A 19,972-nucleotide genomic window follows, 5' to 3' on the forward strand; every position below is an offset into this window, starting at 1 on the left:
TCGCGCCGCCGGCCAGCGCCATGGAGCACTCGCCGCCCCGCAGGGCCTGCGCGGCGAGATGGATGGCGACCAGGGACGACGACCGGGGCGGGGCCGGCCGCGGTGAGCCGCATGCCGGCCCCGTTGGTCGCGCCGACCAGCCGGTCGACCGCCGCCGTACCCGAGCTGTAGCTGGTCCCGGCGCCCAGCTCGGGTACGGCGGCTCCCCTCCTGGACCCGTAGAGCACCTGTTCCAGGCCGGACACCAGGCGACGCACGTCGACCTGGGGGCGCACCACGAGCCGCAGGAAGCGGCTGGAGGATCCGATCTTGTTGCCGCACTCGCGGACCAGGATCCGGTGCTCGGTGAGCATCCGGTCCCGGACCACCGTGCCCTCGGCGCCGACGGGAAGGCGCACGAAGAGGAAGTTGCCCTGGGAGGGGTAGACGGTGAGGCCGGGCAGGGCGGAGAGGTGGCTGGCCATCTCCAGGCGGTCGCGGCGCACCTGCATCAGGCTCTGCGCGTACTCGGGACCGTGCTCCTTCAGCATGAACACCACGTGCTCGGCGAAGGAGTTGAGGTTCCACTTCGGCAGCATCGAGCGGACCTTCCCGGCGAGCGCCGGGTTGGCGACCAGGTAGCCGAAGCGGATGCCGTGCAGGCCGAAGTTCTTGCCCAGGCTGCGCAGGACGATCACATTGGGGCGGATCATGGCCTCCTGGACGACGCTCGGCTCGGCCTCCGCGTCGGCGAACTCCAGGAAGGACTCGTCGACCACCACCAGGTCCAGGTCCGCCATGGCGTCCATGAACTGCACGACCTGCTGGCGGCGCAGATAGCCGCCGTCCGGGTTGTTCGGGTTGCAGATCACGGCCACCCGCGTGCCCCGGGCGCGGATGAACTCGGCGTACTGGGCGAGGTCCAGGGCGAAGCCGTTCGCCTCCTGGAGCGGGAACATGTCGACCCGCTTGCCCGTCTCCATCGGCTGGTCGGTCCAGCGGCCGAAGGTGGGGACGGGGACGGCGAGGGACTCGCGGACCAGGAGGTGGTCGATCCAGGTGATCAGCTCCGTCGAGCCGTTGCCCATGGCCACGCACTGCGGCGGCAGCTGGAGCAGGCCGCACAGCTCACCGGTGATGGCGTCGGCGCCGCTCGGGTAGTACGTGATGATGTCCCTGAGCCGGGCCGCCATCTCCTCGAACATGGCCGGCGTCGGGAAGTACGGGTTGCAGGGGATGCAGAAGTCCACCGGGCCGGTTCCGTCGCCGCCCTCCCGCGTCAGCGCCGCCATGGAGGGGCTGTGCGCGGCGGTGCCGCGGAACAACGAGGTGACGTTGCCGGCCAAGGGATCCTCCGTTCGGGGTGGCCCGTGCGGGGGAGCACGGGCCACCCTTGGATACGGAGGCGGGCGGGGTGGCGTTCAACTCACGGGGTACGTGAGTCAGTTCACTCCTTGAGTGACGCTCACCTTCCGAACGTGTGGACCGTCGTCGTCCGGTACGTCCGCCCCGGCCGCAGCACCGTCGACGGGAAGTTCGCGTGGTTCGGCGAGTCCGGGAAGTGCTGCGTCTCCAGGCACAGGGCGTCGCCCTGGCGGTAGGTGCGGCCACCGGTGCCGGTGAGCGTCCCGTCGAGGAAGTTGCCGGAGTAGAACTGCAGCCCCGGCTCGTTGGTGGCGATCTTCAGGGTGCGGCCGGAGCGCGGGTCGCGCAGGGTCGCGATGTGCTCGGGCCTGGCCGTGATCCCCTTGTCCAGGACCCAGTTGTGGTCGTACCCCTTGGCCTGCACCTGCTGCTCGTGGCCCGCCCGGATGTCCCGGCCGATCGGCTTGGCGTGCCGGAAGTCGAACGGGGTGCCCGCGACCTTGGCCAGCTCGCCGGTGGGGATCAGGCCGGAGTCGGTGGGGGTGTAGCGGGCGGCGGCGATCGTGAGCTCGTGGTCCTCGATCGTGCCGCTGCCCTCGCCGGCCAGGTTCCAGTAGACGTGGCTGGTGAGGTTGACGACGGTGGCCTTGTCGGTGGTGGCCTCGTAGTCGATGCGCCAGTCGCCGTGCCGGGTGAGGGTGTACGTCACCTTCGTCCGGAGCGTGCCCGGGTAGCCCATCTCGCCGTCGACGCTGGTGTAGTACAGGTGCAGTCCGACGTCGGAGCCCTTGGTGAACGGCTCGACGTCCCAGACGTGCTTGTCGAAGCCCTTGGCGCCGCCGTGCAGGCTGTTGTCGCCGTCGTTCACGGAGAGCTGGTACGACGTGCCGTCCAGCGTGAACCGGCCCTTGCCGATCCGGTTGCCGTACCGGCCGATCAGGGCGCCGAAGTACGGGCTCTTCGCCTCGTAGTCGGCGATGTTGTCGAAGCCGGCCACGACGTTGGCGTACCGGCCGTGCCGGTCGGGGAGTTCCAGGGTCTGGACGATGCCGCCGTAGCTGAGCACCTTCAGCCGGGTGCCGCCGTTCTGCAGCGACCAGCGGTACACCTTGGTGCCGTCGGCGAGCGTGCCGAAGAGTTCCTTCACCGGCTTCCTTCCCTGGGCGGCTTCGGCAGTGCCGCCGAGGGCGGTGGCGGCGACGCCCGCCGCGGCTGCTCCTGCGATGACCGTGCGTCTGTTCAGTTCCATGGGTGCGGCTCCCTTGTCTGGGCGCTTACGAACCGGACTTGCGCTTGTTCCACACGTCGAACCCGACCGCCACCAGCAGGGCCAGGCCCTTGATGACCTGCTGCCAGTCGGTGCCCACGCTGAGGAGGTTCATGCCGTTGTTCAGCACGCCGAGGACGAGACCGCCGATGATGGCGCCGAGGACGGTGCCGACACCGCCGCTCATGGACGCGCCGCCGATGAACGAGGAGGCGATGGCCTCCAGTTCGAAGTTGACGCCCGCCTTCGGCGAGGCCGCGTTCAGCCGGGCGGCGACCACCATGCCCGCCAGGGCCGCGAGCACGCCCATGTTCAGGAAGACGTAGAAGGTGACCTTCTTGTCCTTCACACCGGACAGCTTGGCCGCCGGCAGGTTGCCGCCGATCGCGTAGATGTGCCGGCCGAAGACCGCGTTGCGCATGATGTAGCCGTAGCCGACCACCAGCACGCCGAGGATGATCAGCACGATCGGGGCGCCCTTGTAGCTGGCGAGCAGCAGGGTGAGGGCGAGGATCGCGGCGACCAGGGCCGTCAGCTTCAGCAGGAACAGCCGGACCGGTACGACGTCCAGCGAGAACTCCTGCTGGCGGCGGCGGTCCTGGAACTCCTGCCAGACCACGGCCGCGATCAGGACGAGCCCGAGCAGCAGGGTGAGGTTGTGGTAGTTGGTGTTCGGGCCGACCTCGGGCAGGAAGCCGTTGCCGAGCTTCTGCAGCCCGTCGGGGAACGGGCCGAGGGTCTGGCCCTTGAGGAGGATCTCGGTCAGGCCGCGGAAGAGGAGCATCCCGGCGAGGGTGACGATGAAGGAGGGTATGCCGAGATAGGCGATCAGATAGCCCTGGACCGAGCCGGCCACCGCACCGACCAGCAGGCACAGCACCAGCGCGACCGGCCAGGCCACCCCGTGCTGCACGGTCAGGACGGCCGCGAAGGCGCCGACGAACGCCGTGAGCGAGCCGACCGACAGGTCGATGTGCCCGGCGATGATCACCAGCATCATGCCGATGGCCAGGATCAGGATGTAGCTGTTCTGCAGCACCAGGTTGGAGACGTTGCGCGGCAGCAGCAGGTCCCCGTCCGTCCAGATCGCGAAGAGGACCACGATCAGGCCGAGCGCGATCAGCATGCCGTACTGGCGCATGTTGCGGCGCAGACCGGTCAGCACCAGCTGGAGGAGTCCAAGGCCCGCGGCCTCTCCGCTCCCGCCCGGCGGCGCGGGGGCCGGGCTCTTGGCGGTCACATCCGTGCTCATCGCGTTACCTCTTCGTCCTTCGCCTTGTCTTTCGTCATATGGCGCATCAGCACTTCCTGCGTGGCCTCGGCCCGTGGCACCTCACCGGTCAGCCGCCCGGCGGCCATCGTGTAGATGCGGTCGCACATGCCGAGCAGCTCGGGCAGCTCGGAGGAGATGAAGACGACCGCCTTCCCCTCGGCGGCGAGCCGGTCGATGACCGTGTAGATCTCGTACTTGGCGCCCACGTCGATACCGCGGGTCGGCTCGTCCAGGATCAGCACGTCGGGACCAGCGAAGATCCACTTGCTGAGGACGACCTTCTGCTGGTTGCCGCCCGAGAGCTTGCCCACCGGCTCGAAGACCGTCGGCGCCTTGATGTTCATGGACTTCCGGAAGCCCTCGGAGACCTGCCGCTCCTCGTGCTCGTCCACCACACCCCGCCGGGCCACCTTGTTCAGCGCGGTCAGCGAGATGTTCCGGTTGATCGTGTCGATGAGGTTGAGGCCGTAGTGCTTGCGGTCCTCGGTGACGTACGCGATGCCGTGCCGGACCGCCTCCGCGACGGTCTTCGTACGGATCTCCGTGCCGTCCTTGAGGACCGTGCCGCCCGCGTACCGGCCGTACGTCCGCCCGAACACGCTCATCGCGAGTTCGGTGCGGCCCGCGCCCATCAGGCCCGCGATGCCGACGATCTCCCCGCGGCGGACCTCGATCGACACGTCGTCCACGACCTTGCGCTGCTGGTCGATCGGGTGGAACACGGTCCAGCCGCGGATCTCCAGCGCCGGCGCCGCGCCCTCCTCGGGCCGGTGCGGGGTGCGCTCGGGGAAGCGGTGGTCGAGGTCCCGGCCGACCATGCCGGCGATGATCCGCTCCTCGGTCGTCTCCGGTGCCTTCACATCGAGGGTCTCGATGGACCGGCCGTCCCGGATGATCGTCACCGAGTCGGCGACCTTGCGGATCTCGTTGAGCTTGTGGGAGATGATGATCGAGGTGATGCCCTGGTTCTTCAGCTCCAGGATCAGATCGAGGAGTTTGCCGCTGTCCTCGTCGTTCAGGGCCGCCGTCGGCTCGTCCAGGATGAGCAGCTTCACCTCCTTGGACAGCGCCTTGGCGATCTCCACCAGCTGCTGCTTGCCCACGCCGATGTCGGCGACCCGGGTCTCCGGGTGCTCGTCCAGTCCGACCCGGCGCAGCAGCTGGGTGGCGTGGCGCAGGGTCTCGCGCCAGTTGATGAGCCCGCGCGTGGCGTGCTCGTTGCCGAGGAAGAGGTTCTCCGCGATGGACAGGTGCGGCACCAGCGCCAGTTCCTGGTGGATGATGACGATGCCGTGCTGCTCGCTCGCCCGGATGTCCTTGAACTGGCAGGTCTCCCCCGCGAAGAGGATGTCCCCCTCGTAGCTGCCGTACGGGTGGACGCCGGAGAGCACCTTCATCAGGGTGGACTTGCCGGCGCCGTTCTCCCCGCAGATGGCGTGGACCTCGCCCTGCCGGACGGTCAGGGTGACGTCCGACAGCGCTTTGACACCGGGAAAGGTCTTGACGATCGAGCGCATTTCCAGGACGGGTCCCGCCATGGTCGTGCCTTTCAATCCGTAGGGAAGGGGCGGGTTACTTGAGGTCGGCCTCGGTGTAGTAGCCGCCGTCGACCAGCACCTGCTTGTAGTTGCTCTTGTCGACGCTCACCGGCTGGAGCAGGTACGCGGGCACGACCTTGGTCCCGTTGTCATACGACTTGGTGTCGTTGACCTGCGGCTTCTTGCCCTTGAGGGAGTCGTCCATCATCGTGGCGGCGACCTCGGCGAGCTTGCGGAGGTCCTTGTAGACGGTCTGCGTCTGCTGACCGGCGATGATCGACTTCACGGAGGCCAGCTCGGCGTCCTGGCCGGTGATGACCGGCAGCGGCTTGTCGCCGGAGCCGTAGCCGTCCGACTTCAGCGCGGACAGGATGCCGATGGAGATGCCGTCGTAGGGGGAGAGGACCGCGTCGACCCGGCCGCTCTGGTAGGACGAGGTGAGGATGTCCTCCATGCGCTTCTGCGCGGTGGTGCCGTCCCAGCGCAGGGTGACGACCTTGTTCAGCGCGGTCTGGCCGGACTTGACCACCAGCTGCTTCTTGTCGATGTACGGCTGGAGCACGCTCATCGCGCCGCCGAAGAAGTACTTGGTGTTGTTGTCGTCGTTGGAGCCGGCGAACAGCTCGATGTTGAACGGGCCCTTCTTGCCCTTGCTCAGGCCGAGCTTGTCCACGATGTACTGGCCCTGGAGCTTGCCGACCTTCTCGTTGTCGAACGAGGCGTAGTAGTCGACGTTCTCCGTGCCGAGGATCAGCCGGTCGTAGGAGATGACCGGGATGTGCGCGTCCGCGGCCTCCTGCAGCACGTTCTTCAGCGACTTGTTGTCGATCGCCGCGACGATCAGGCCCTTCACGCCCTGCGTGATCAGGTTCTCGATCTGCGAGACCTGGGTCTCCGGGTTGTCCTCGCCGTAGACCAGCTTGGTCTTGTAGCCCTTGGCCTCCAGGTCCTTGACGACGTTCTTGCCGTCGGAGATCCAGCGCTCGGAGGACTTGGTCGGCATGGCGATGCCGATGGTGGCGCCCTTGACGTCGCCCTTCTTCTCCTTGCTGCCGCCCTCGCCGCTCTGGCCGCAGGCGGTCAGAGTGAGGGCGAGCGAGGCGGCTCCGGCTATCGCGGCGAGTGCGGCTCTGCGGTTGCGCATGGGGATCAGTCCTTGTCGTTCTCGTCGTTGAGAGGAGCGGATGCTGCTACGGGGAACCGGTTCAAAGACCCCGGCAGCCGGGAGCCGAGCGGCGCCATGTCGCCGTCCGCGCCGTGCCGGGCGAGCAGGTCCAGGGCGAGCCGGCCGCGCCGCACCCGCTCCCGGGCGGTGTCCAGGGTCACGTCCCGCAGGTGGGTGCCCCACGGGTAGATGCCGGGAGCCTTGGACAGGCCGAACTTCAGGTAGAGCGGTGCGCCGCGCCGGATCAGCTCGGCGACCTCGTACATCCGGACGTAGCCGCCGAGGTCGTCGGGGGCCTCGATGTACATGTCCATGGGGGCGCCGGACACCCGGCGGATCTCGGTGAGGTGGTCCAGCGTCAGATCGCTGGGCACGTTGACGGAGTCGGCGCCGAGCCGCTCGTAGACGGCGTACGAGGCCGGGTTGACCGGGCCGATGAGCGCCGACACCTTCAGCGTGGTGTCGGCCGGGATGATCCCGGTCTCACGGGCCCGGTGCAGGGTCCACAGCACGCCCTCGTCGGCGACCAGCAGGCACTTGACGCCCAGCTCGGTGGCCCGGACGGCGTCCTCGACGCAGCCGGCGACCGCGTCGTGGCCCCGGGCGCGCAGTCCGGCCCCCCGCGAGTCGGACCGCACGGAGCCGCCGATGTCCCAGGTGCCGCGCGGGCCGGTGAACAGGCAGAGCTCGATGTCGCGTTCGGCGGTCGCCTCGACCATCTCGGTGATCTCGGCGTCGGTGAGCATCCACACGCCGCTGCCCTGGCTGATCCGGTGGATGGGCACATCGAGGCGCGAGGCCTCCTTGAGGACGACCGCCAGCGCTTCGGGACCCTCGCACGAGGGGATCTCGGTGCGCCAGCGACCGCCGCCCGGGAAGCTGTGGACGGAGGCGTCGGCGGGGTCGAGGGCGGGCGCGCCCAGGCCGAGTGCGGCGAGCAGCTGCTCGCCGGGCCTGCGGGCTGCCGGGGCGGAAGCGTCGGTCACAAGCTGTCCTTAGGGTCCTGAGTGTTCGAGATTTCGGACAAGGTTCGCGGCTCGGGGTAGAGAAAAGGCGTGGGTGTACGCCGGTCGGGGCGCCGTCAGGTCACGCCCCGACCGGCGTACGGCTACGGGCGGAGCAGCACCTTGCCCACCTTCGGATCGCCGGCCCCCACCAGCTCGATGGCCTGCGCGAACTCGGTCAGCGGCAACTCGTGCGTGACCAGCGGCAACGGGTCGAGCAGTCCGGCGCCGAATACCCGCACGGTGTGCGCCCAGGCGTCCGGCGGCGCCCCGAAGACGGTGTGCACCTCCAGCTGCCGTACGACGAGGTCGGTCGGGTCGAGCCCGTCCGCGCCCGGCGCCGGGATGCCGGTCAGGACCAGGCGTCCGCCGCGCCTGAGCAGGGAGGCGGCGGTGCGCGCGGCGGACGCGGACCCGGCGGTCTCGATGACGACGTCGACGTCGTCGGGCAGCTCCTGGTCCCTCAGCCGGAAGTCGGTCGCCCCGAACTGCCGGGACAGCGCCTCCCGGTCGCCCCGGGTGCCCACGACGAGCAGCTCCACCGGTGAGATCGCCTTCAGGAACTGCACGGCGAACATGCCCAGCGTGCCCGTGCCGACCACCGCGACCCGTTCGCCGGGCCGGGCGTTCGCCTTCAGCGCGGCGGCCGCGATGCACGCGGCCGGCTCCAGCAGCGCGGCGGCGGTGAGGTCGGCGTCGTCCGGCAGGACGTGCAGCAGCCGGGCGGGCAGGGTGAGCGTGGCCGCCATGGCGCCCGGCCGGGTGAACCCGGTCTCCTCGTACCCGGCCGTGCACAGCGTGGTCTCGCCCGCGTGACAGCGGTCGCAGACCTGGCAGTTGCGGAAGCCCTCGCCGACGACCTTGCGGCCGACCAGGCTCTCCGGCACCCCCGCACCCACCGCGCGCACGGTCCCCGACCACTCATGGCCGGGTGTGAGCGGATACCGCACATACCCTTCCGGCCGGTTGCCCTGGTACACCTCGCGGTCGCTGCCGCAGATGCCGACCGCGTGCACGGCCACCAGCGCCTCGCCCGGACCGGGATCCCGGGGCGTGTGCGCCTCGACCCGGTGGGCGCCCGGCGCCTCGATCAGAACCTGGGAACTCACTTGCTCCCCTTCGGCCTGCGCTGCTCCCAGCCCTCGGCCCACAGGTCGAACCGGGCCTGCTGCTGCGGGAACTCGGCCGCCGCGTCCACGTCCAGCTCGACGCCGAGACCGGGCGCGTCGGACAGCTCGAAGTACCCGTCCACGACCTGCGGCGCCCCCTTGACCACCTTCTTGATCTCCGCGTCCGCGAAGTCGTTGAAGTGCTCCAGGATCTTGAAGTTCGGGGAGGTGAAGCCGACCTGGAGGGAGGCGGCGGTGAGGACGGGCCCGCCGACGTTGTGCGGGGCGACGAGCATGTAGTGCGTCTCGGCGGTGGCGGCCAGCTTCCGGGTCTCCCAGATGCCGCCGATGTGGCCGACGTCGGGCTGGATGATGTCCACGGCCTGGCTCTCGAACAGCTCGCGGAACTCGATCCGGTCGTGGATGCGCTCACCGGTGGCGACCGGGATGTCCACCTTGGCCGCGACCTTCTCCAGCGCCTTCAGGTTCTCCGGCGGCACCGGCTCCTCCAGCCAGGCCGGCTTGAAGGGCGCCAGCTCCTTGGCCAGCCGGACGGCGGTGGCGGGGGAGAAGCGGCCGTGCATCTCCAGCATCAGCTCGGCCTCCGGGCCGATGGCGTCCCGCACGGCCTCGATGAGCGAGACGGCGTACAGGGTCTCCTTGTGGTCCAGCTCGAAGTGCCCGGTGCCGAACGGGTCGATCTTCAGCGCCCGGTACCCGCGCTCCATCACCCCCTGGGCGGCCTTGTGGTACGCCTCGGGCGTTCGCTCGGTCGTGTACCACCCGTTGGCGTACGCCTTGACCCGGTCGGTCACCTTCCCGCCCAGCAGCTGCCACACCGGCACGCCGAGCGCCTTGCCCTTGATGTCCCAGCAGGCCATCTCGACGACCGCGATGCCGGACATGACGATCTCGCCCGCGCGGCCGTAGTCGCCGTACTTCATCCGGCGGACGAGATCCTCGACAGCGAACGGGTCCGAACCGAGAATGTGATTGGCCTCGGCCTCCCGCAGATAGCCGATCAGCGCGTCGGTGTGACCGAGCATCCGGGTCTCGCCGACTCCCGTGATGCCCTCGTCGGTGTGCACCTGGACGTAGGTCAGGTTGCGCCATGGCGTGCCGACCACGTGCGTGCTGATTCCGGTGATGCGCACGGCAGTTGCCCCTCAGGTGTTCGAGATTTCGTCACACGTTCGAAATGCTGGCGTGACAGTAAGGATGCGGCGACGGGGGTGTCAATGGGTCGAACAGGTAACGGTTTCGGCAAGGCTTTCGAGAACTCTTTCGACCTCGCACGAAACCTTCACAGGGGCGCCTGGAACCGGACCCGATCGGACTCTAGTCTTCCCGCGTCATGGACTACTGCCTCCCGTGCCAACGGCACCTCAACGGCGCCCTGGCCTGCCCGGGGTGCGGAACGCCCGCCGACCGACTCGCCGTCGCCACGGCGGTCCCGGCCGCGCACATATCCGGGCACGGAGGCCATGCCCACGGGCATGCGTACGGGGACGCGTACGACGGGCCGTACGACGGGTCGTACGGCACTCAGGGCGTGCCGGACGGGGCGTACGCCGGTCAGGGACTGCCGGACGCGCAGGACGGGTCGTACGACGGCCAGGACGCACCGGTCGAGCCGGACGAGCTGGACGAGCCGGGCCGGGCGGAGGAGGACGGCGAGGACGACGACGAGCCCGCCGAGTCCGCCGTACCCGGCGGCCGCCGCGCCGGTGGCCGGGCCGCCGCCCGGGCCGAGGGCAGCCGACGGGACCGCAAGGCCGCCGTGCACCGGCGCCGCCGGCGCCGTACCGTGCTCGTCGCGGCCGGCTTCGTCCTCGCGGCCGGCGGGCTCAGCCTCGCCGAACTCGGCACGGACGCCCCCTTCTCGCCCTTCGCCGGCGACACCCCGGCCCCGGGCGCGGACACCACGGCGGACGGCGGTGCCGCCTCCACCGCGCCGGGCCACAGCGCCGACCCCATAGGCGCCGCCTCCGGCGTCCCCGAGAGCGCGGGCGCCTCCGCCTCCGCGGACGCCTCGGCCTCCGCGTCCGCCTCGAAGTCCCCGAAGGACAAGGAGTCCGCTTCCCCCTCCGCCGACGACACCGCCAAGGCCCAGGAGCCGGCCCCGACGGGTTCCGTCACGACCGGGGCGCCCCCCGCGGCCCCGGCCCCCACCCGGTCCGCCACCCCGACCGCGGCCCCGACGACCGCCGCGCCCACCCCCGAGCCGTCGCCCACCAAGACCTGCAACCGCTTCCTGTGGTGGTGCACCTGAGTCCGGGTGCGCCGCCATCCGTGACACCCACCGGCCCGCGCCGCGGTTGAGTCGAACGGGCAGGTCGCGCCGTACCGGTCTCGTGAACGTCCGAAGCCGGAACGGGCGTTGCGCCAGGGGGAGCAGCGAACAGCGGCTCAGTTCGAGGAGAGCGGATGACGCAGGAGACCACCGTCCAGGGCACGGTCGCCGAGGGCTTCGAAGCGGTGCGCGAGGAATTCGCCGCCTTCGTCGCCGGGGAACCGGACGACTACGAGGGCCAGTTGTGTGTGTACGTCCACGGACGCCGGGTCGTGGACCTGTGGGCGGGCGAGGGCGTGACGGGTGACTCGCTGTACGGCGTGCACTCGGCCACGAAGGGCGCGGCCCATCTGGTCGCGGCCCTGCTCATGCAGGACGGCACGCTGGAGCTGGACCGCAGAGTCACCTACTACTGGCCGGAGTTCGCCGCCGAGGGCAAGGGCGCGCTGACCCTGCGGGACCTGCTCGCGCACCGGGCCGGGCTGATCGGCGCCGACACCGGGTTCAGCCTCGCGGAGCTGGCCGACGACCGGATGATCGCGGAACGCCTCGCCGACCAGCGGCCGTTCTGGCGGCCGGGCACGGCCTTCGGCTCCCACGCGCTGGTGATCGGCGCGCTGGCCGGCGAGGTGGTCCGCCGGGCGACGGGCCGTACGCTCCAGGAGGTCTACGAGGAGCGGGTCCGTGCCCCGCACGGCCTCGACCTCCACCTGGGCCTGCCGGCCGCGCACGAGCCCCGCTTCCGCACGGTCCAGCCGATGCGGCCGACCCCCGCGCAGCAGGCGCAGCTCGACGCCCGGCAGGACGGCCCGCACACCCTCGCGTCGATCGCCTTCAACCGGCACGGCGCGGAGCCCACCGACCTGGAGAGCCTGCCGAACGAGCGGCTGATCCGCGCCAAGGGCCCCGCCTCGGTCGGCGGCATCGGCTCGGCGCGCGGCCTCGCGGGCATGTACGCGGCGATGATCGGCGAGGTGGAGGGCAGGGCCCCGCTGCTGAAGGAGGACACCCTGGCGGAGTTCGGCCAGATCCACTCCGTGGGCTACGACCTGGTGGCCCGGGCCCACAAGGCCTTCGGACTCGGCTTCCAGGCGACCGCGGACGTCTGGCACCCCTTCCTGGGCGCCGGCACGGTCGGCCACAGCGGCGCGAACGGCGTCCAGTCCTTCGCGGACCCCCGCGGCGGCATCGCCTACGGCTACACGAGGCGCCGCTTCGCGTTCCCGGGAGGGGCGGCACCGGAGAACAACCGGCTGGCGGCAACAGTGCAGCGAGCGGCGCTGACAACGCCGTGAGCCGCAGCAGCCGCATCCCACGTCCAAGGATGCGGCTGCCGATGTACGCAACGACGAAGGTCAGACCAACGTCACGGTGATGTTGCCGCGCGTTGCCTTCGAGTAGGGGCACACCTGGTGCGCCTGCTCGACCAGACGCTGCGCGGTCGCCGCGTCGACGTTCGGGATGCTCGCCGAGATCTCCACGATGATCCCGAAGCCGTCGTCGTTCTTGCCGATGCCGACCTTGGCCGTGACCGTCGAGCCGGTGATGTCGGCGCCCTCCTGCCGTGCGACGACACCGAGCGCCCCCTGGAAGCAGGCGCTGTACCCCGCGGCGAACAGCTGCTCCGGGTTGGTGCCGGCGCCGCTGCCGCCCATCTCCTTGGGCGGGTTCACGACGACGTCGAGCTTGCCGTCGTCGGTGGCGACACGACCGTCGCGGCCGTTCTCGGCCGTGGCGACGGCGGTGTACAGGACCTCGGACTGCGTGATGGGCATGCGGTTTCTTCCTCCTCGGTCCGCCGCGACTCGCGCCCACGATCGACGACGGATTTCGGAAAGAAGCTACCGCATGCCGGAAAGTCAAGCCAGAGGGTCAGAGCTTGACGACCATCTTGCCGATGTTGTCGCCGCGCAGGACCCCGAGGAACGCCTCCAGGGTGTTCTCGATGCCCTCGATCACGGTCTCCCGGTACTTCAGCGCGCCCGAGGCGACCCACGGGCCGACCTCCTGGACGAACTGCGGCTGCAGGTCGTAGTGGTCGCCGACCAGGAAGCCCTCGATCCGGCCGCGGGTCTGGATCAGCCGGGCGAGGTTCTTCGGGCCGGGGGCGGGCTCGGTGTTGTTGTAGACCGAGATCATGCCGCAGACCGCGATCCGGCCGCCCTCGTTGAGCGAACCGATGGCCGCCTCCAGGTGGTCCCCGCCGACGTTGTCGAAGTAGACGTCGATGCCGTCGGGCGCGGCCTCGCGCAGCTGCTCGGCGACCGGGCCGTTCTTGTAGTTGAACGCGGCGTCGAAGCCGTACTCCTCCACCAGCAGCTTGACCTTCTCGTCGGACCCGGCCGAGCCGATGACCCGGGAGGCGCCCTTGAGCTTGGCGATCTGCCCGACCTGGCTGCCGACGGCGCCGGCCGCGCCCGACACGAACACCACGTCGCCCTCCTTGAAGGAGGCGGTGCGCAGCAGGCCGGCGTAGGCGGTCAGGCCGGTCATGCCGAGGACGCCGAGGTACGTCGACAGGGGCGCTGCCGCCGGGTCGACCTTCACGGCGTGCTTCGCGTCCACCACGGCGTGCTCGCGCCAGCCGAAGAAGTGCAGGACGTGGTCGCCGGCCGCGATGCCCTCGGCATTGGACTCGATCACCTCGCCGACCGCGCCGCCCTGCATGACCTTGCCCAGCTCGAAGGGGGCGACGTACGACTTCGCGGCCGACATCCTGCCGCGCATGTACGGGTCGACCGAGAGGTACTTGTTCCTCACGAGCACCTGACCGTCGCCGGGGGCCGGGACCTCGGTCTCGACCAGGGCGAAGTCCTCGGGCTTCGGCCAGCCGACGGGACGGCTGAGCAGGTGCCACTCGCGGTTGATCATGACAGGCGCCTTTCCGATTTACTTCAGTAGCTGAAACAACAGTGCATCTGAATATTTCATGATGTCAAGTAACGGGTATCCTGAGGGCATGGCCACACCGCAGAAGACCCGTCCGGACGAACTGACCGTCGAGGTCGTCGAACTCATCGCGGAGGTGGTGGCCCGCTACCACACGGACTACGAGGAGGCCGCGGCCGGGCACACGCTCACCGGCGCCCAGGCCAAGCTGCTCAGCCTGCTCTCGCTCGATCCGCTGCCGATGCGGAAACTGGCGCAGAAGCTGAAGTGCGAGCCGTCCAACGTGACCGGCATCGTGGACCGCCTGGAGGCCCGCGGACTGGTCGAGCGCCGCCCCGACCCCGCCGACCGCCGGGTGAAGGTGGCCGCCGCCACCGAGGAGGGCCTCCGCGTGGCCCGGAACCTGCGCGAGGGCCTCCGCTTCGCCCGCGAGCCGCTCGCCGGCCTCACCGAGGAGGAGCGCGGCACCCTGCGGGACCTGCTCCGCCGGATGCTCGACGCCTGACCGTCCCGGTAGAGTCCCCGCCATGCGCGATCTTGGGGTGGGGTTCGGTTATCTACTGAAGGGCCAGCGATGGGTGGCCCGGCACGGACGGCGGTACGGCTTCGGGCTGCTGCCCGGGCTGATCACGCTGGTGCTGTACGCCGCCGCGCTGGTCGCGCTCGCGCTGTGGGGCGAGGACGCCGTCACCTGGGCGACCCCCTTCGCGGACGACTGGTCGAGCCCCTGGCAGGGCCTGTTCCGCGGCTTCCTGACGGCCGTCCTCTTCGCCCTCGGCCTGCTGCTGGCCGTGCTGACGTTCACCGCCGTCACCCTGCTGGTCGGCCAGCCCTTCTACGAGAGCCTCTCGGAGAAGGTCGACGCCGACGTCTCGCCCGACGGCACCGCGCCCCGGTCGGACCTCCCGCTCTGGCGCGAACTGTGGATCTCGGCCCGGGACAGCCTGCGCGTCCTGGTCCGGGCCGCGCTGTGGGGCGTGCTGCTCTTCGCCCTCGGCTTCCTGCCGGGCGTCGGGCAGACCGTCGTGCCCGTGATCGGCTTCTTCGTCACCGGCTTCTTCCTCACCGAGGAACTCGCCGCCGTGGCCCTGCAGCGCCGGGGCGTCGAACTGCGCTCCCGGCTCACCCTGCTCCGCTCCCGCAAGACCCTGGTCTGGGGCTTCGGCACACCCCTGGGCCTGGCCTTCCTGATTCCGTTCGTCGCGGTGTTCCTGATGCCGGGCGCGGTCGCGGGCGCCACGCTCCTCGCCCGTGACCTGCTGGGCGAGGAGAGCACCCACCAGCCCGAGGACGCAGAGGAGAACGCCGCACCGTGACCGAGATGCTCGCCGTAACCGTCATCACCGTCCTGGCGGTCATAGCGCCCGGCGCCGACTTCGCCATGATCGTCCGCAACAGCTACCTCTACGGCCGCCGCACCGGCCTGCTCGCCGCCACCGGCGTCGCCGCCGGCGTACTGGTCCACGTCACCTACACCATGCTCGGCGTGGGTCTGCTGATCGCCTCCTCCACCTTCCTGTTCACGGTCATCAAGCTGATCGGCGCCGCCTACCTCGTCTACATCGGCGTACGCACCTTCCGGACCCGCGGCGAGGTGAAGGTGGACCTGGAGCACAAGGCCGAGCTGACGCCGCTCGCCGCGCTGCGCACCGGTTTCCTCACCAACGTGCTCAACCCCAAGACGACCCTGTTCGTCGTCTCCACCTTCGCCCAGGTCGTCAGCCCCGGCACGCCGGTCTACCAGCAGGTGGGCTACGGGCTGTTCATGTCGCTGGCCCACCTGGTGTGGTTCGGTGTGGTCGCCCTCTTCTTCTCGCAGGAGCGGATGCGCACGCTGATGCTGCGCGTCCAGAAGGTCCTCAACAAGGTCATCGGGTCCGTCCTGGCCGGTCTCGGCATCAGCCTGGCCTTCGCTCCGTCGCACTGACGGCCACGGCGACGATCGCCCGTACCTGCGCGACGATGTCCAGCCGGTTGCGGACGAACTCGGGGTCGGTCACCTCCGTGGTGTTCCCGGCCCCGAACCGCAGCACCGGTGTGTGCACATGCCCGCCGGGCAGCCGGTCGTGCAGCCCGAGCCGGTCCCGCAGCAGGGTGGCCCGGTAGGCGATCTCGTTGGAGAGGTAGTCGCCGCCGCCTCCGGCGCGGGCGGTGGAGCCGGGGGTCGGCCCGTCCGGCCGTACGACGGGACCGGTCCCTCCCGCCGGGATCTCGGTCACCTCCGTGTGGTCGTACACCGGGAACCGTCCCGTGTCCGCGCCCACGACGGCGGCGTACGGCAGGGTCGTGCTCGTCCACTGGGGCTGCGTCGCCGGATCGGTGACCGGGACGGTCTCCGTCCGCGAGACGTCGTCGTTGTCCGGGAAGCCGCCGCGCCAGGCGCCGTTGGTGCGCTCGATGTCGAACCGGCCGACGCGGCCCTGGCTCACGGTCGTGAACAGGTCGACCTCCGGCAGATACGGCCGCAGCGTCCGCTCCACCGTGCCCTCGGCGAAGTCCTGCCAGCGCACCGGGAACACGGCGGTCTCGATGCGCGCCGGACCCGCGGCCGTCTCCACGACCGTGCCGTCGAGGGCGAGCGCGCTCGCTCCCGACGGGTTGGAGATGCGGATGTCCCGGTCGAGCGTGAAGGGGTCGAACCCGGTGAGCAGCACCCGCCGCGCCGGGCCCTTCCCCGGGTAGCGGATGTCGGTCTGCCCGCGCGAGGTCCGCTCCAACTGGTCGAGCAGCGCGGCTCTTTGCCGGTCGGTGAGCCCGAACTCCGGCTCCCAGGTGCGCACGTCCCGGCTGAGACCCAACCGCGCCCAGTACAACGGCCGGTCGTCGTCGCGGCTGAGGTCACCCCCGTCCGGCCCCCGCCCCTGCGCCCGCGCCACGGCCCGCCGCCACAGCGCGGACCCCTCCCGTACGACGACGCGGCGGGCCTGCGCGTAGGAGTCCGCCCGCTCCAGCTCCCGGCCGAACCGGGGCGCCACGTCGTCGAACCCGGAGCGCCGGAGAATCTCCTGTGGCACCGCCTGGTCGAGCCGCTGCTCCTCGACGGTGGGGGAGGGGGCCGCCGCCGGAGTGGCGCAGGCCGCGGTGGCGGGGGCGGACAGGGCGGCCGACAGGGCCAGACCGAGGACGCCGAGGCGTATACGGGTCAAGGCAGTTGGGTCCTTCCGTCGCTGTGGGGCGCGTGGTGCGATGGACGGCGGCAGTATCGCGCGACGGACGCGGCCTACGCCATGGTGCGTGCGATCTCCCCGGCCTCCGCGCGCAGCGTCCCGAGGAACGCCCGCACCGCCGGCGCCGGCGTCCGCCCCCGCACGGTCGCCGCGTACACCGTCCGCGCCGGCGCCTCCTCGTCCCGCACCGGCAGCAGGACGACATCCGGACGTACCGACCCCGCGGCGAGGCCGGGCACCAGGGCCACCCCGAGCCCGGCGGCCACGTACCCCTGCTTGGCCGTCCACTCGGCGACGACATGAGCCACGCGCGGCCGGAACCCCGCCCGCAGGGCCGCCTCCAGCAGGGTGCCCTCGGGCCGGGCGCTGCCGGAGATCCAGTCGGCGTCGGCCAGCCGGCCGAGGCGCACCCCGTCCGCACCGGCCAGCGGATGCCCGGCGGGGACGGCGACGTACAGGGGCTCGTCCAGCAGAGGGTGCAGCTCGTACGCGGCCAGCGGGGCGCGGCCGGTGGTGGAGACGATCGCCAGGTCCAGCCGCCCGTCGGCGAGCCGGTCGAGCAGCACGGGCGTCAGACCCTCCTCGCGCTCCACCCGCACGTCCGGGTGGAGGGCCCGGAAGGCGGCCAGGGCGCGCGGCACCAGCGCCGCGTCGGCCGTGGCGAACGCGCCGAACCGCAGCCGCCCGCCCGCCGCTTCGCGCAGCGCGGCCAGCCCGCTCGCCGCGCCGTGCAGCGCCTCCGCGACCGCCTCCGCGTACGGCACCAGGGCCCGCCCGGCCTCCGTCGGCCGCACCCCGCGCGGCAGCCGGTCGAACAGCGGCCCGCCGCCCAGCGCCGACTCCAGCGAGGCGACCTGCCGGGAGACCGCCGACTGCGTCCAGCCCAGGGCGCGCGCGGCCCCCGTGAACGAGCCGGTGCGGGCGACCTCCAGGAAGGCCCGCAGCCAGACGGTGGACAGATCCGGCACCAGGTCATGCGAGTTACGCATGAATGCCATGCTAGACACTCGCTTGTCGCATCTCTCGGGCGGTCCTAGCGTCGAGGGCATGCCACATCCCGAGAAGATCGCCTTTCTGGGCCTGGGTCACATGGGCGCGCTCATGGCCCGCCGACTGCTCGCCGTCGGCCACCCGTTGACCGTCTGGAACCGCACCGCCGCCAAGGCCGGACCGCTCGTGGCCGAGGGCGCCGTGTCCGCGGCGACCGCCGCCGAGGCCGTACGGGACGCCGATCTGCTGATCACGATGCTCAGCGGCCCGGACGCCCTCGACGCGGTCGCGGCCGAGGTCGTCCCGGCCCTGCGGCCGGGCACGCGGTGGGTCGAGATGTCGACCGTCGGGCCGGACGCCGTGCACCGGCTCGCCGCCCGGCTCGGCGACGGGGTGACCCTGGTCGACGCCCCGGTCATGGGGAGCACCGACCGGGCGGCCGAGGGGACGCTGGGCATCCTCGCGGGCGGTGACGTCTCCGGCGTCGCCCATGTCCTGCGCCACCTGGGCGCGGTCACGCGCAGCGGCCCGACCGGATCCGGGGCCGCGCTCAAACTGGTGGCCAACACGGCCGTGCTCGGCGGGGTCGGTGTCGCCGCCGAGGCACTGCGGCTCGCCGGCGCGCTGGGCCTGGACGAGGCGGCCGCGCGTGCCGCCCTCGCCGCCGGTCCGCTCGGCGGCGCCGTCGCCCGCGCCTTCGCCGACGACGTCCACTTCGGCACCGCGCTGGCCGCCAAGGACGTGGCGCTGGCCACGAAGGCGGCCCGGCTGCCGGTGCTGGAAGCGGTGCTGGCCCACTTCCAGGAGGCCGTCACGGCCGCCCCCGCCCTGGCCGACGCGGACGTCTCGCAGGCCGCCGGCCACATCATCCGTACCCTCTGAAGGAGTCCCGTGCAGATCATCCTGGACAACCCCGCCGGCGCGCCGCAGCCGCTGAGCCCCTACTACTCCCAGGTCGCCCGCGTCCGACACGCCGACGGCAGCGCCCTGCTGTTCCTCTCCGGGCAGATCGCCGAGGGCGCCACCCTCGCCGAGCAGACCCGAGGCGTCTTCGAGACCATCGACGCCCTGCTCAAGGCGCACGGCGCGACCTTCGCGGACGTCGTCAACATCCGCACGTATCTCACCGACATCACCCAGCTCGACGCATACGGCGCCGTACGCCGTCAGTACCTCACCGGCACCCCGCCCACCAGCATGACCTTCGAGGTCCCGCGCCTGTTCCGTCCGGAGGCCCAGGTGGAGGTCGAGGTCGTGGCGGCGGTGCCCGCCGGGAGGTGACCCTCAGTCCACCGGCTCCCCCAGCAGCCGCAGGAAGTCCCGGAACGCCCCCGGCATGTCCACCGACTCCGGGTCCAGCAGCCACTGGTACTGCAACCCGTCCATCATGGCGATGAGCAGCGGGGCGGTGCGCTCCGGGGTGAGGCCGCCCGGCAGGCGGTCGCCGTACTCCGCGCGCAGGACCGCCGCCATGGACTCCCGGACGCGGGCGTACCGCTCGGTGAAGTAGGCCCGCGCCGGGTGGCCCTCGGTCACGCTCTCGCCGAGCAGCGCCGAGAAGGTCTGGATGATCGCGGGACGCATCGCGTTGTACTCGACCAGCGAGGCCAGCAGATCCACCCGCCACTGTGTGTCCGGCATCGCGTCCCACCGGTCCCGCTCCTGGAGCACGGCCACCAACAGGGCGTCCTTGGTGGGGAAGTAGTGCAGCAGACCCTGCTGGGTGAGACCGACGCGCTCGGCGACCGCGGCCAGGCTCGCCCCCCGGTAACCGCGCTCGGCGATCACCTCCAGCGCGGCCCCCACGATCTCCGAGCGCCGCTCCTCGCTCCTGACCCTCGCGTTCATGACCTCACCGTACGACATCCCCCCACCCGAAATATAACGTCAGCATAACGAAACCTACCGCTCTACAGGTAGCGTGTGCACGATG

At 71.0% G+C, this 19,972-nt stretch carries 20 protein-coding genes and 1 pseudogene; 7 read left to right on the plus strand and 14 right to left on the minus strand.

Annotated features, from left to right (window positions below; all coding sequences use genetic code 11):
* From ABZ937_RS36825 to ABZ937_RS36865, 9 genes and pseudogenes are all read right to left on the minus strand, one after another.
* Positions 1-73, minus strand: a 73-nt coding sequence (locus ABZ937_RS36825; RefSeq protein WP_361698788.1) for a beta-ketoacyl synthase N-terminal-like domain-containing protein, incomplete at its 3' end; no start/stop codon positions are given.
* Positions 74-107: 34 nt separating this feature from the next.
* Positions 108-1,325, minus strand: a pseudogene (locus tag ABZ937_RS36830) (histidinol-phosphate transaminase); the annotation flags it as partial.
* A 119-nt stretch (positions 1,326-1,444) separates the two neighbouring features.
* Entirely contained in the window at positions 1,445-2,593 is a 1,149-nt protein-coding gene (locus ABZ937_RS36835; RefSeq protein WP_361698645.1) for an aldose epimerase family protein, read from the minus strand.
* Between the two features lie 25 nt (positions 2,594-2,618).
* Positions 2,619-3,863 (minus strand): multiple monosaccharide ABC transporter permease, encoded by a 1,245-nt coding sequence (gene mmsB, locus ABZ937_RS36840; RefSeq protein ID WP_361698647.1) that lies wholly within the window; start codon positions 3,861-3,863, stop codon positions 2,619-2,621.
* Positions 3,860-5,422: a multiple monosaccharide ABC transporter ATP-binding protein gene (mmsA, locus tag ABZ937_RS36845; RefSeq protein WP_361698649.1), complete on the minus strand. Its 1,563-nt coding sequence runs from the start codon at positions 5,420-5,422 to the stop codon at positions 3,860-3,862. Before mmsA ends, mmsB begins: the two co-directional genes overlap by 4 nt.
* Before the next feature lie 34 nt (positions 5,423-5,456).
* Positions 5,457-6,566 carry a multiple monosaccharide ABC transporter substrate-binding protein gene (chvE, locus tag ABZ937_RS36850; protein WP_361698651.1) on the minus strand — a complete coding sequence of 370 codons (1,110 nt, stop codon included), beginning with the start codon at positions 6,564-6,566 and terminating at the stop codon, positions 5,457-5,459.
* 5 nt (positions 6,567-6,571) lie between these two features.
* A complete protein-coding gene (locus ABZ937_RS36855) occupies positions 6,572-7,573 on the minus strand; it encodes a hypothetical protein (protein WP_361698653.1) in 1,002 nt (333 codons plus the stop codon).
* A 122-nt stretch (positions 7,574-7,695) separates the two neighbouring features.
* The gene (locus ABZ937_RS36860; protein WP_361698655.1) at positions 7,696-8,700 is read right to left on the minus strand and encodes an alcohol dehydrogenase catalytic domain-containing protein; all 1,005 of its coding nucleotides are present in this window, start codon (positions 8,698-8,700) and stop codon (positions 7,696-7,698) included.
* Positions 8,697-9,854, minus strand: coding sequence for a mandelate racemase/muconate lactonizing enzyme family protein (locus tag ABZ937_RS36865; RefSeq protein ID WP_361698657.1), 1,158 nt, complete (start codon positions 9,852-9,854; stop codon positions 8,697-8,699). The genes ABZ937_RS36860 and ABZ937_RS36865 overlap by 4 nt, the downstream gene beginning before the upstream one ends.
* A gap of 200 nt (positions 9,855-10,054) precedes the next feature.
* Between ABZ937_RS36865 and ABZ937_RS36870 the strand changes: the two genes are divergently transcribed.
* Positions 10,055-10,972 carry a hypothetical protein gene (locus ABZ937_RS36870; protein ID WP_361698659.1) on the plus strand — a complete coding sequence of 306 codons (918 nt, stop codon included), beginning with the start codon at positions 10,055-10,057 and terminating at the stop codon, positions 10,970-10,972.
* 155 nt (positions 10,973-11,127) lie between these two features.
* Positions 11,128-12,288, plus strand: a complete 1,161-nt coding sequence (locus tag ABZ937_RS36875) for a serine hydrolase domain-containing protein (RefSeq protein ID WP_361698661.1) — start codon at positions 11,128-11,130, stop codon at positions 12,286-12,288.
* Positions 12,289-12,348: 60 nt separating this feature from the next.
* Here ABZ937_RS36875 and ABZ937_RS36880 read toward each other — a convergent pair whose 3' ends face one another.
* On the minus strand, positions 12,349-12,768 hold the full coding sequence (locus tag ABZ937_RS36880; RefSeq protein ID WP_361698663.1) for an organic hydroperoxide resistance protein: 420 nt from the start codon (positions 12,766-12,768) through the stop codon (positions 12,349-12,351).
* A 97-nt stretch (positions 12,769-12,865) separates the two neighbouring features.
* On the minus strand, positions 12,866-13,864 hold the full coding sequence (locus ABZ937_RS36885) for an NADP-dependent oxidoreductase (RefSeq protein WP_361698665.1): 999 nt from the start codon (positions 13,862-13,864) through the stop codon (positions 12,866-12,868).
* Between the two features lie 88 nt (positions 13,865-13,952).
* Here ABZ937_RS36885 and ABZ937_RS36890 point away from each other — a divergent pair, with 88 nt between their 5' ends.
* From ABZ937_RS36890 to ABZ937_RS36900, 3 genes are read left to right on the plus strand one after another with little or no spacing between them, the layout of a single operon-like run.
* A complete protein-coding gene (locus tag ABZ937_RS36890) occupies positions 13,953-14,387 on the plus strand; it encodes a MarR family transcriptional regulator (RefSeq protein WP_361698667.1) in 435 nt (144 codons plus the stop codon).
* A gap of 22 nt (positions 14,388-14,409) precedes the next feature.
* A complete protein-coding gene (locus ABZ937_RS36895; protein ID WP_361698669.1) occupies positions 14,410-15,198 on the plus strand; it encodes an EI24 domain-containing protein in 789 nt (262 codons plus the stop codon).
* A complete protein-coding gene (locus ABZ937_RS36900) occupies positions 15,195-15,809 on the plus strand; it encodes a LysE family transporter (RefSeq protein ID WP_361698671.1) in 615 nt (204 codons plus the stop codon). The genes ABZ937_RS36895 and ABZ937_RS36900 overlap by 4 nt, the downstream gene beginning before the upstream one ends.
* Here ABZ937_RS36900 and ABZ937_RS36905 read toward each other — a convergent pair.
* A complete protein-coding gene (locus tag ABZ937_RS36905; protein WP_361698673.1) occupies positions 15,781-17,028 on the minus strand; it encodes a pyroglutamyl peptidase in 1,248 nt (415 codons plus the stop codon). The two genes, ABZ937_RS36900 and ABZ937_RS36905, sit on opposite strands and share 29 nt — an antisense overlap.
* A gap of 74 nt (positions 17,029-17,102) precedes the next feature.
* Positions 17,103-18,038: a LysR family transcriptional regulator gene (locus ABZ937_RS36910; RefSeq protein ID WP_361698675.1), complete on the minus strand. Its 936-nt coding sequence runs from the start codon at positions 18,036-18,038 to the stop codon at positions 17,103-17,105.
* Positions 18,039-18,096: 58 nt separating this feature from the next.
* Between ABZ937_RS36910 and ABZ937_RS36915 the strand changes: the two genes are divergently transcribed.
* Positions 18,097-18,921, plus strand: a complete 825-nt coding sequence (locus ABZ937_RS36915) for an NAD(P)-dependent oxidoreductase (protein WP_361698677.1) — start codon at positions 18,097-18,099, stop codon at positions 18,919-18,921.
* A gap of 9 nt (positions 18,922-18,930) precedes the next feature.
* On the plus strand, positions 18,931-19,320 hold the full coding sequence (locus ABZ937_RS36920) for a RidA family protein (protein ID WP_361698679.1): 390 nt from the start codon (positions 18,931-18,933) through the stop codon (positions 19,318-19,320).
* Between the two features lie 3 nt (positions 19,321-19,323).
* On the opposite strand, the gene ABZ937_RS36925 is transcribed toward ABZ937_RS36920, so the two are convergent.
* Positions 19,324-19,905: a TetR family transcriptional regulator gene (locus ABZ937_RS36925; RefSeq protein ID WP_361698681.1), complete on the minus strand. Its 582-nt coding sequence runs from the start codon at positions 19,903-19,905 to the stop codon at positions 19,324-19,326.
* Positions 19,906-19,972 lie beyond the last annotated feature (67 nt).

The sequence above is a fragment of the Streptomyces sp. NPDC046727 genome (assembly GCF_040645635.1).
Taxonomy (GTDB): domain Bacteria; phylum Actinomycetota; class Actinomycetes; order Streptomycetales; family Streptomycetaceae; genus Streptomyces.

Bases quoted from the DNA above. Each gene is read 5' to 3' on its own strand.
- ABZ937_RS36835 (WP_361698645.1), bottom strand. From the start codon at position 2,593: ATGGAACTGAACAGACGCACGGTCATCGCAGGAGCAGCCGCGGCGGGC.
- ABZ937_RS36875 (WP_361698661.1), top strand. From the start codon at position 11,128: ATGACGCAGGAGACCACCGTCCAGGGCACGGTCGCCGAGGGCTTCGAA.
- ABZ937_RS36870 (WP_361698659.1), top strand. From the start codon at position 10,055: ATGGACTACTGCCTCCCGTGCCAACGGCACCTCAACGGCGCCCTGGCC.
- ABZ937_RS36910 (WP_361698675.1), bottom strand. From the start codon at position 18,038: ATGCGTAACTCGCATGACCTGGTGCCGGATCTGTCCACCGTCTGGCTG.
- ABZ937_RS36880 (WP_361698663.1), bottom strand. From the start codon at position 12,768: ATGCCCATCACGCAGTCCGAGGTCCTGTACACCGCCGTCGCCACGGCC.
- ABZ937_RS36890 (WP_361698667.1), top strand. From the start codon at position 13,953: ATGGCCACACCGCAGAAGACCCGTCCGGACGAACTGACCGTCGAGGTC.
- ABZ937_RS36895 (WP_361698669.1), top strand. From the start codon at position 14,410: ATGCGCGATCTTGGGGTGGGGTTCGGTTATCTACTGAAGGGCCAGCGA.
- ABZ937_RS36925 (WP_361698681.1), bottom strand. From the start codon at position 19,905: ATGTCGTACGGTGAGGTCATGAACGCGAGGGTCAGGAGCGAGGAGCGG.
- mmsA (WP_361698649.1), bottom strand. From the start codon at position 5,422: ATGGCGGGACCCGTCCTGGAAATGCGCTCGATCGTCAAGACCTTTCCC.
- chvE (WP_361698651.1), bottom strand. From the start codon at position 6,566: ATGCGCAACCGCAGAGCCGCACTCGCCGCGATAGCCGGAGCCGCCTCG.
- mmsB (WP_361698647.1), bottom strand. From the start codon at position 3,863: ATGAGCACGGATGTGACCGCCAAGAGCCCGGCCCCCGCGCCGCCGGGC.
- ABZ937_RS36885 (WP_361698665.1), bottom strand. From the start codon at position 13,864: ATGATCAACCGCGAGTGGCACCTGCTCAGCCGTCCCGTCGGCTGGCCG.
- ABZ937_RS36915 (WP_361698677.1), top strand. From the start codon at position 18,097: ATGCCACATCCCGAGAAGATCGCCTTTCTGGGCCTGGGTCACATGGGC.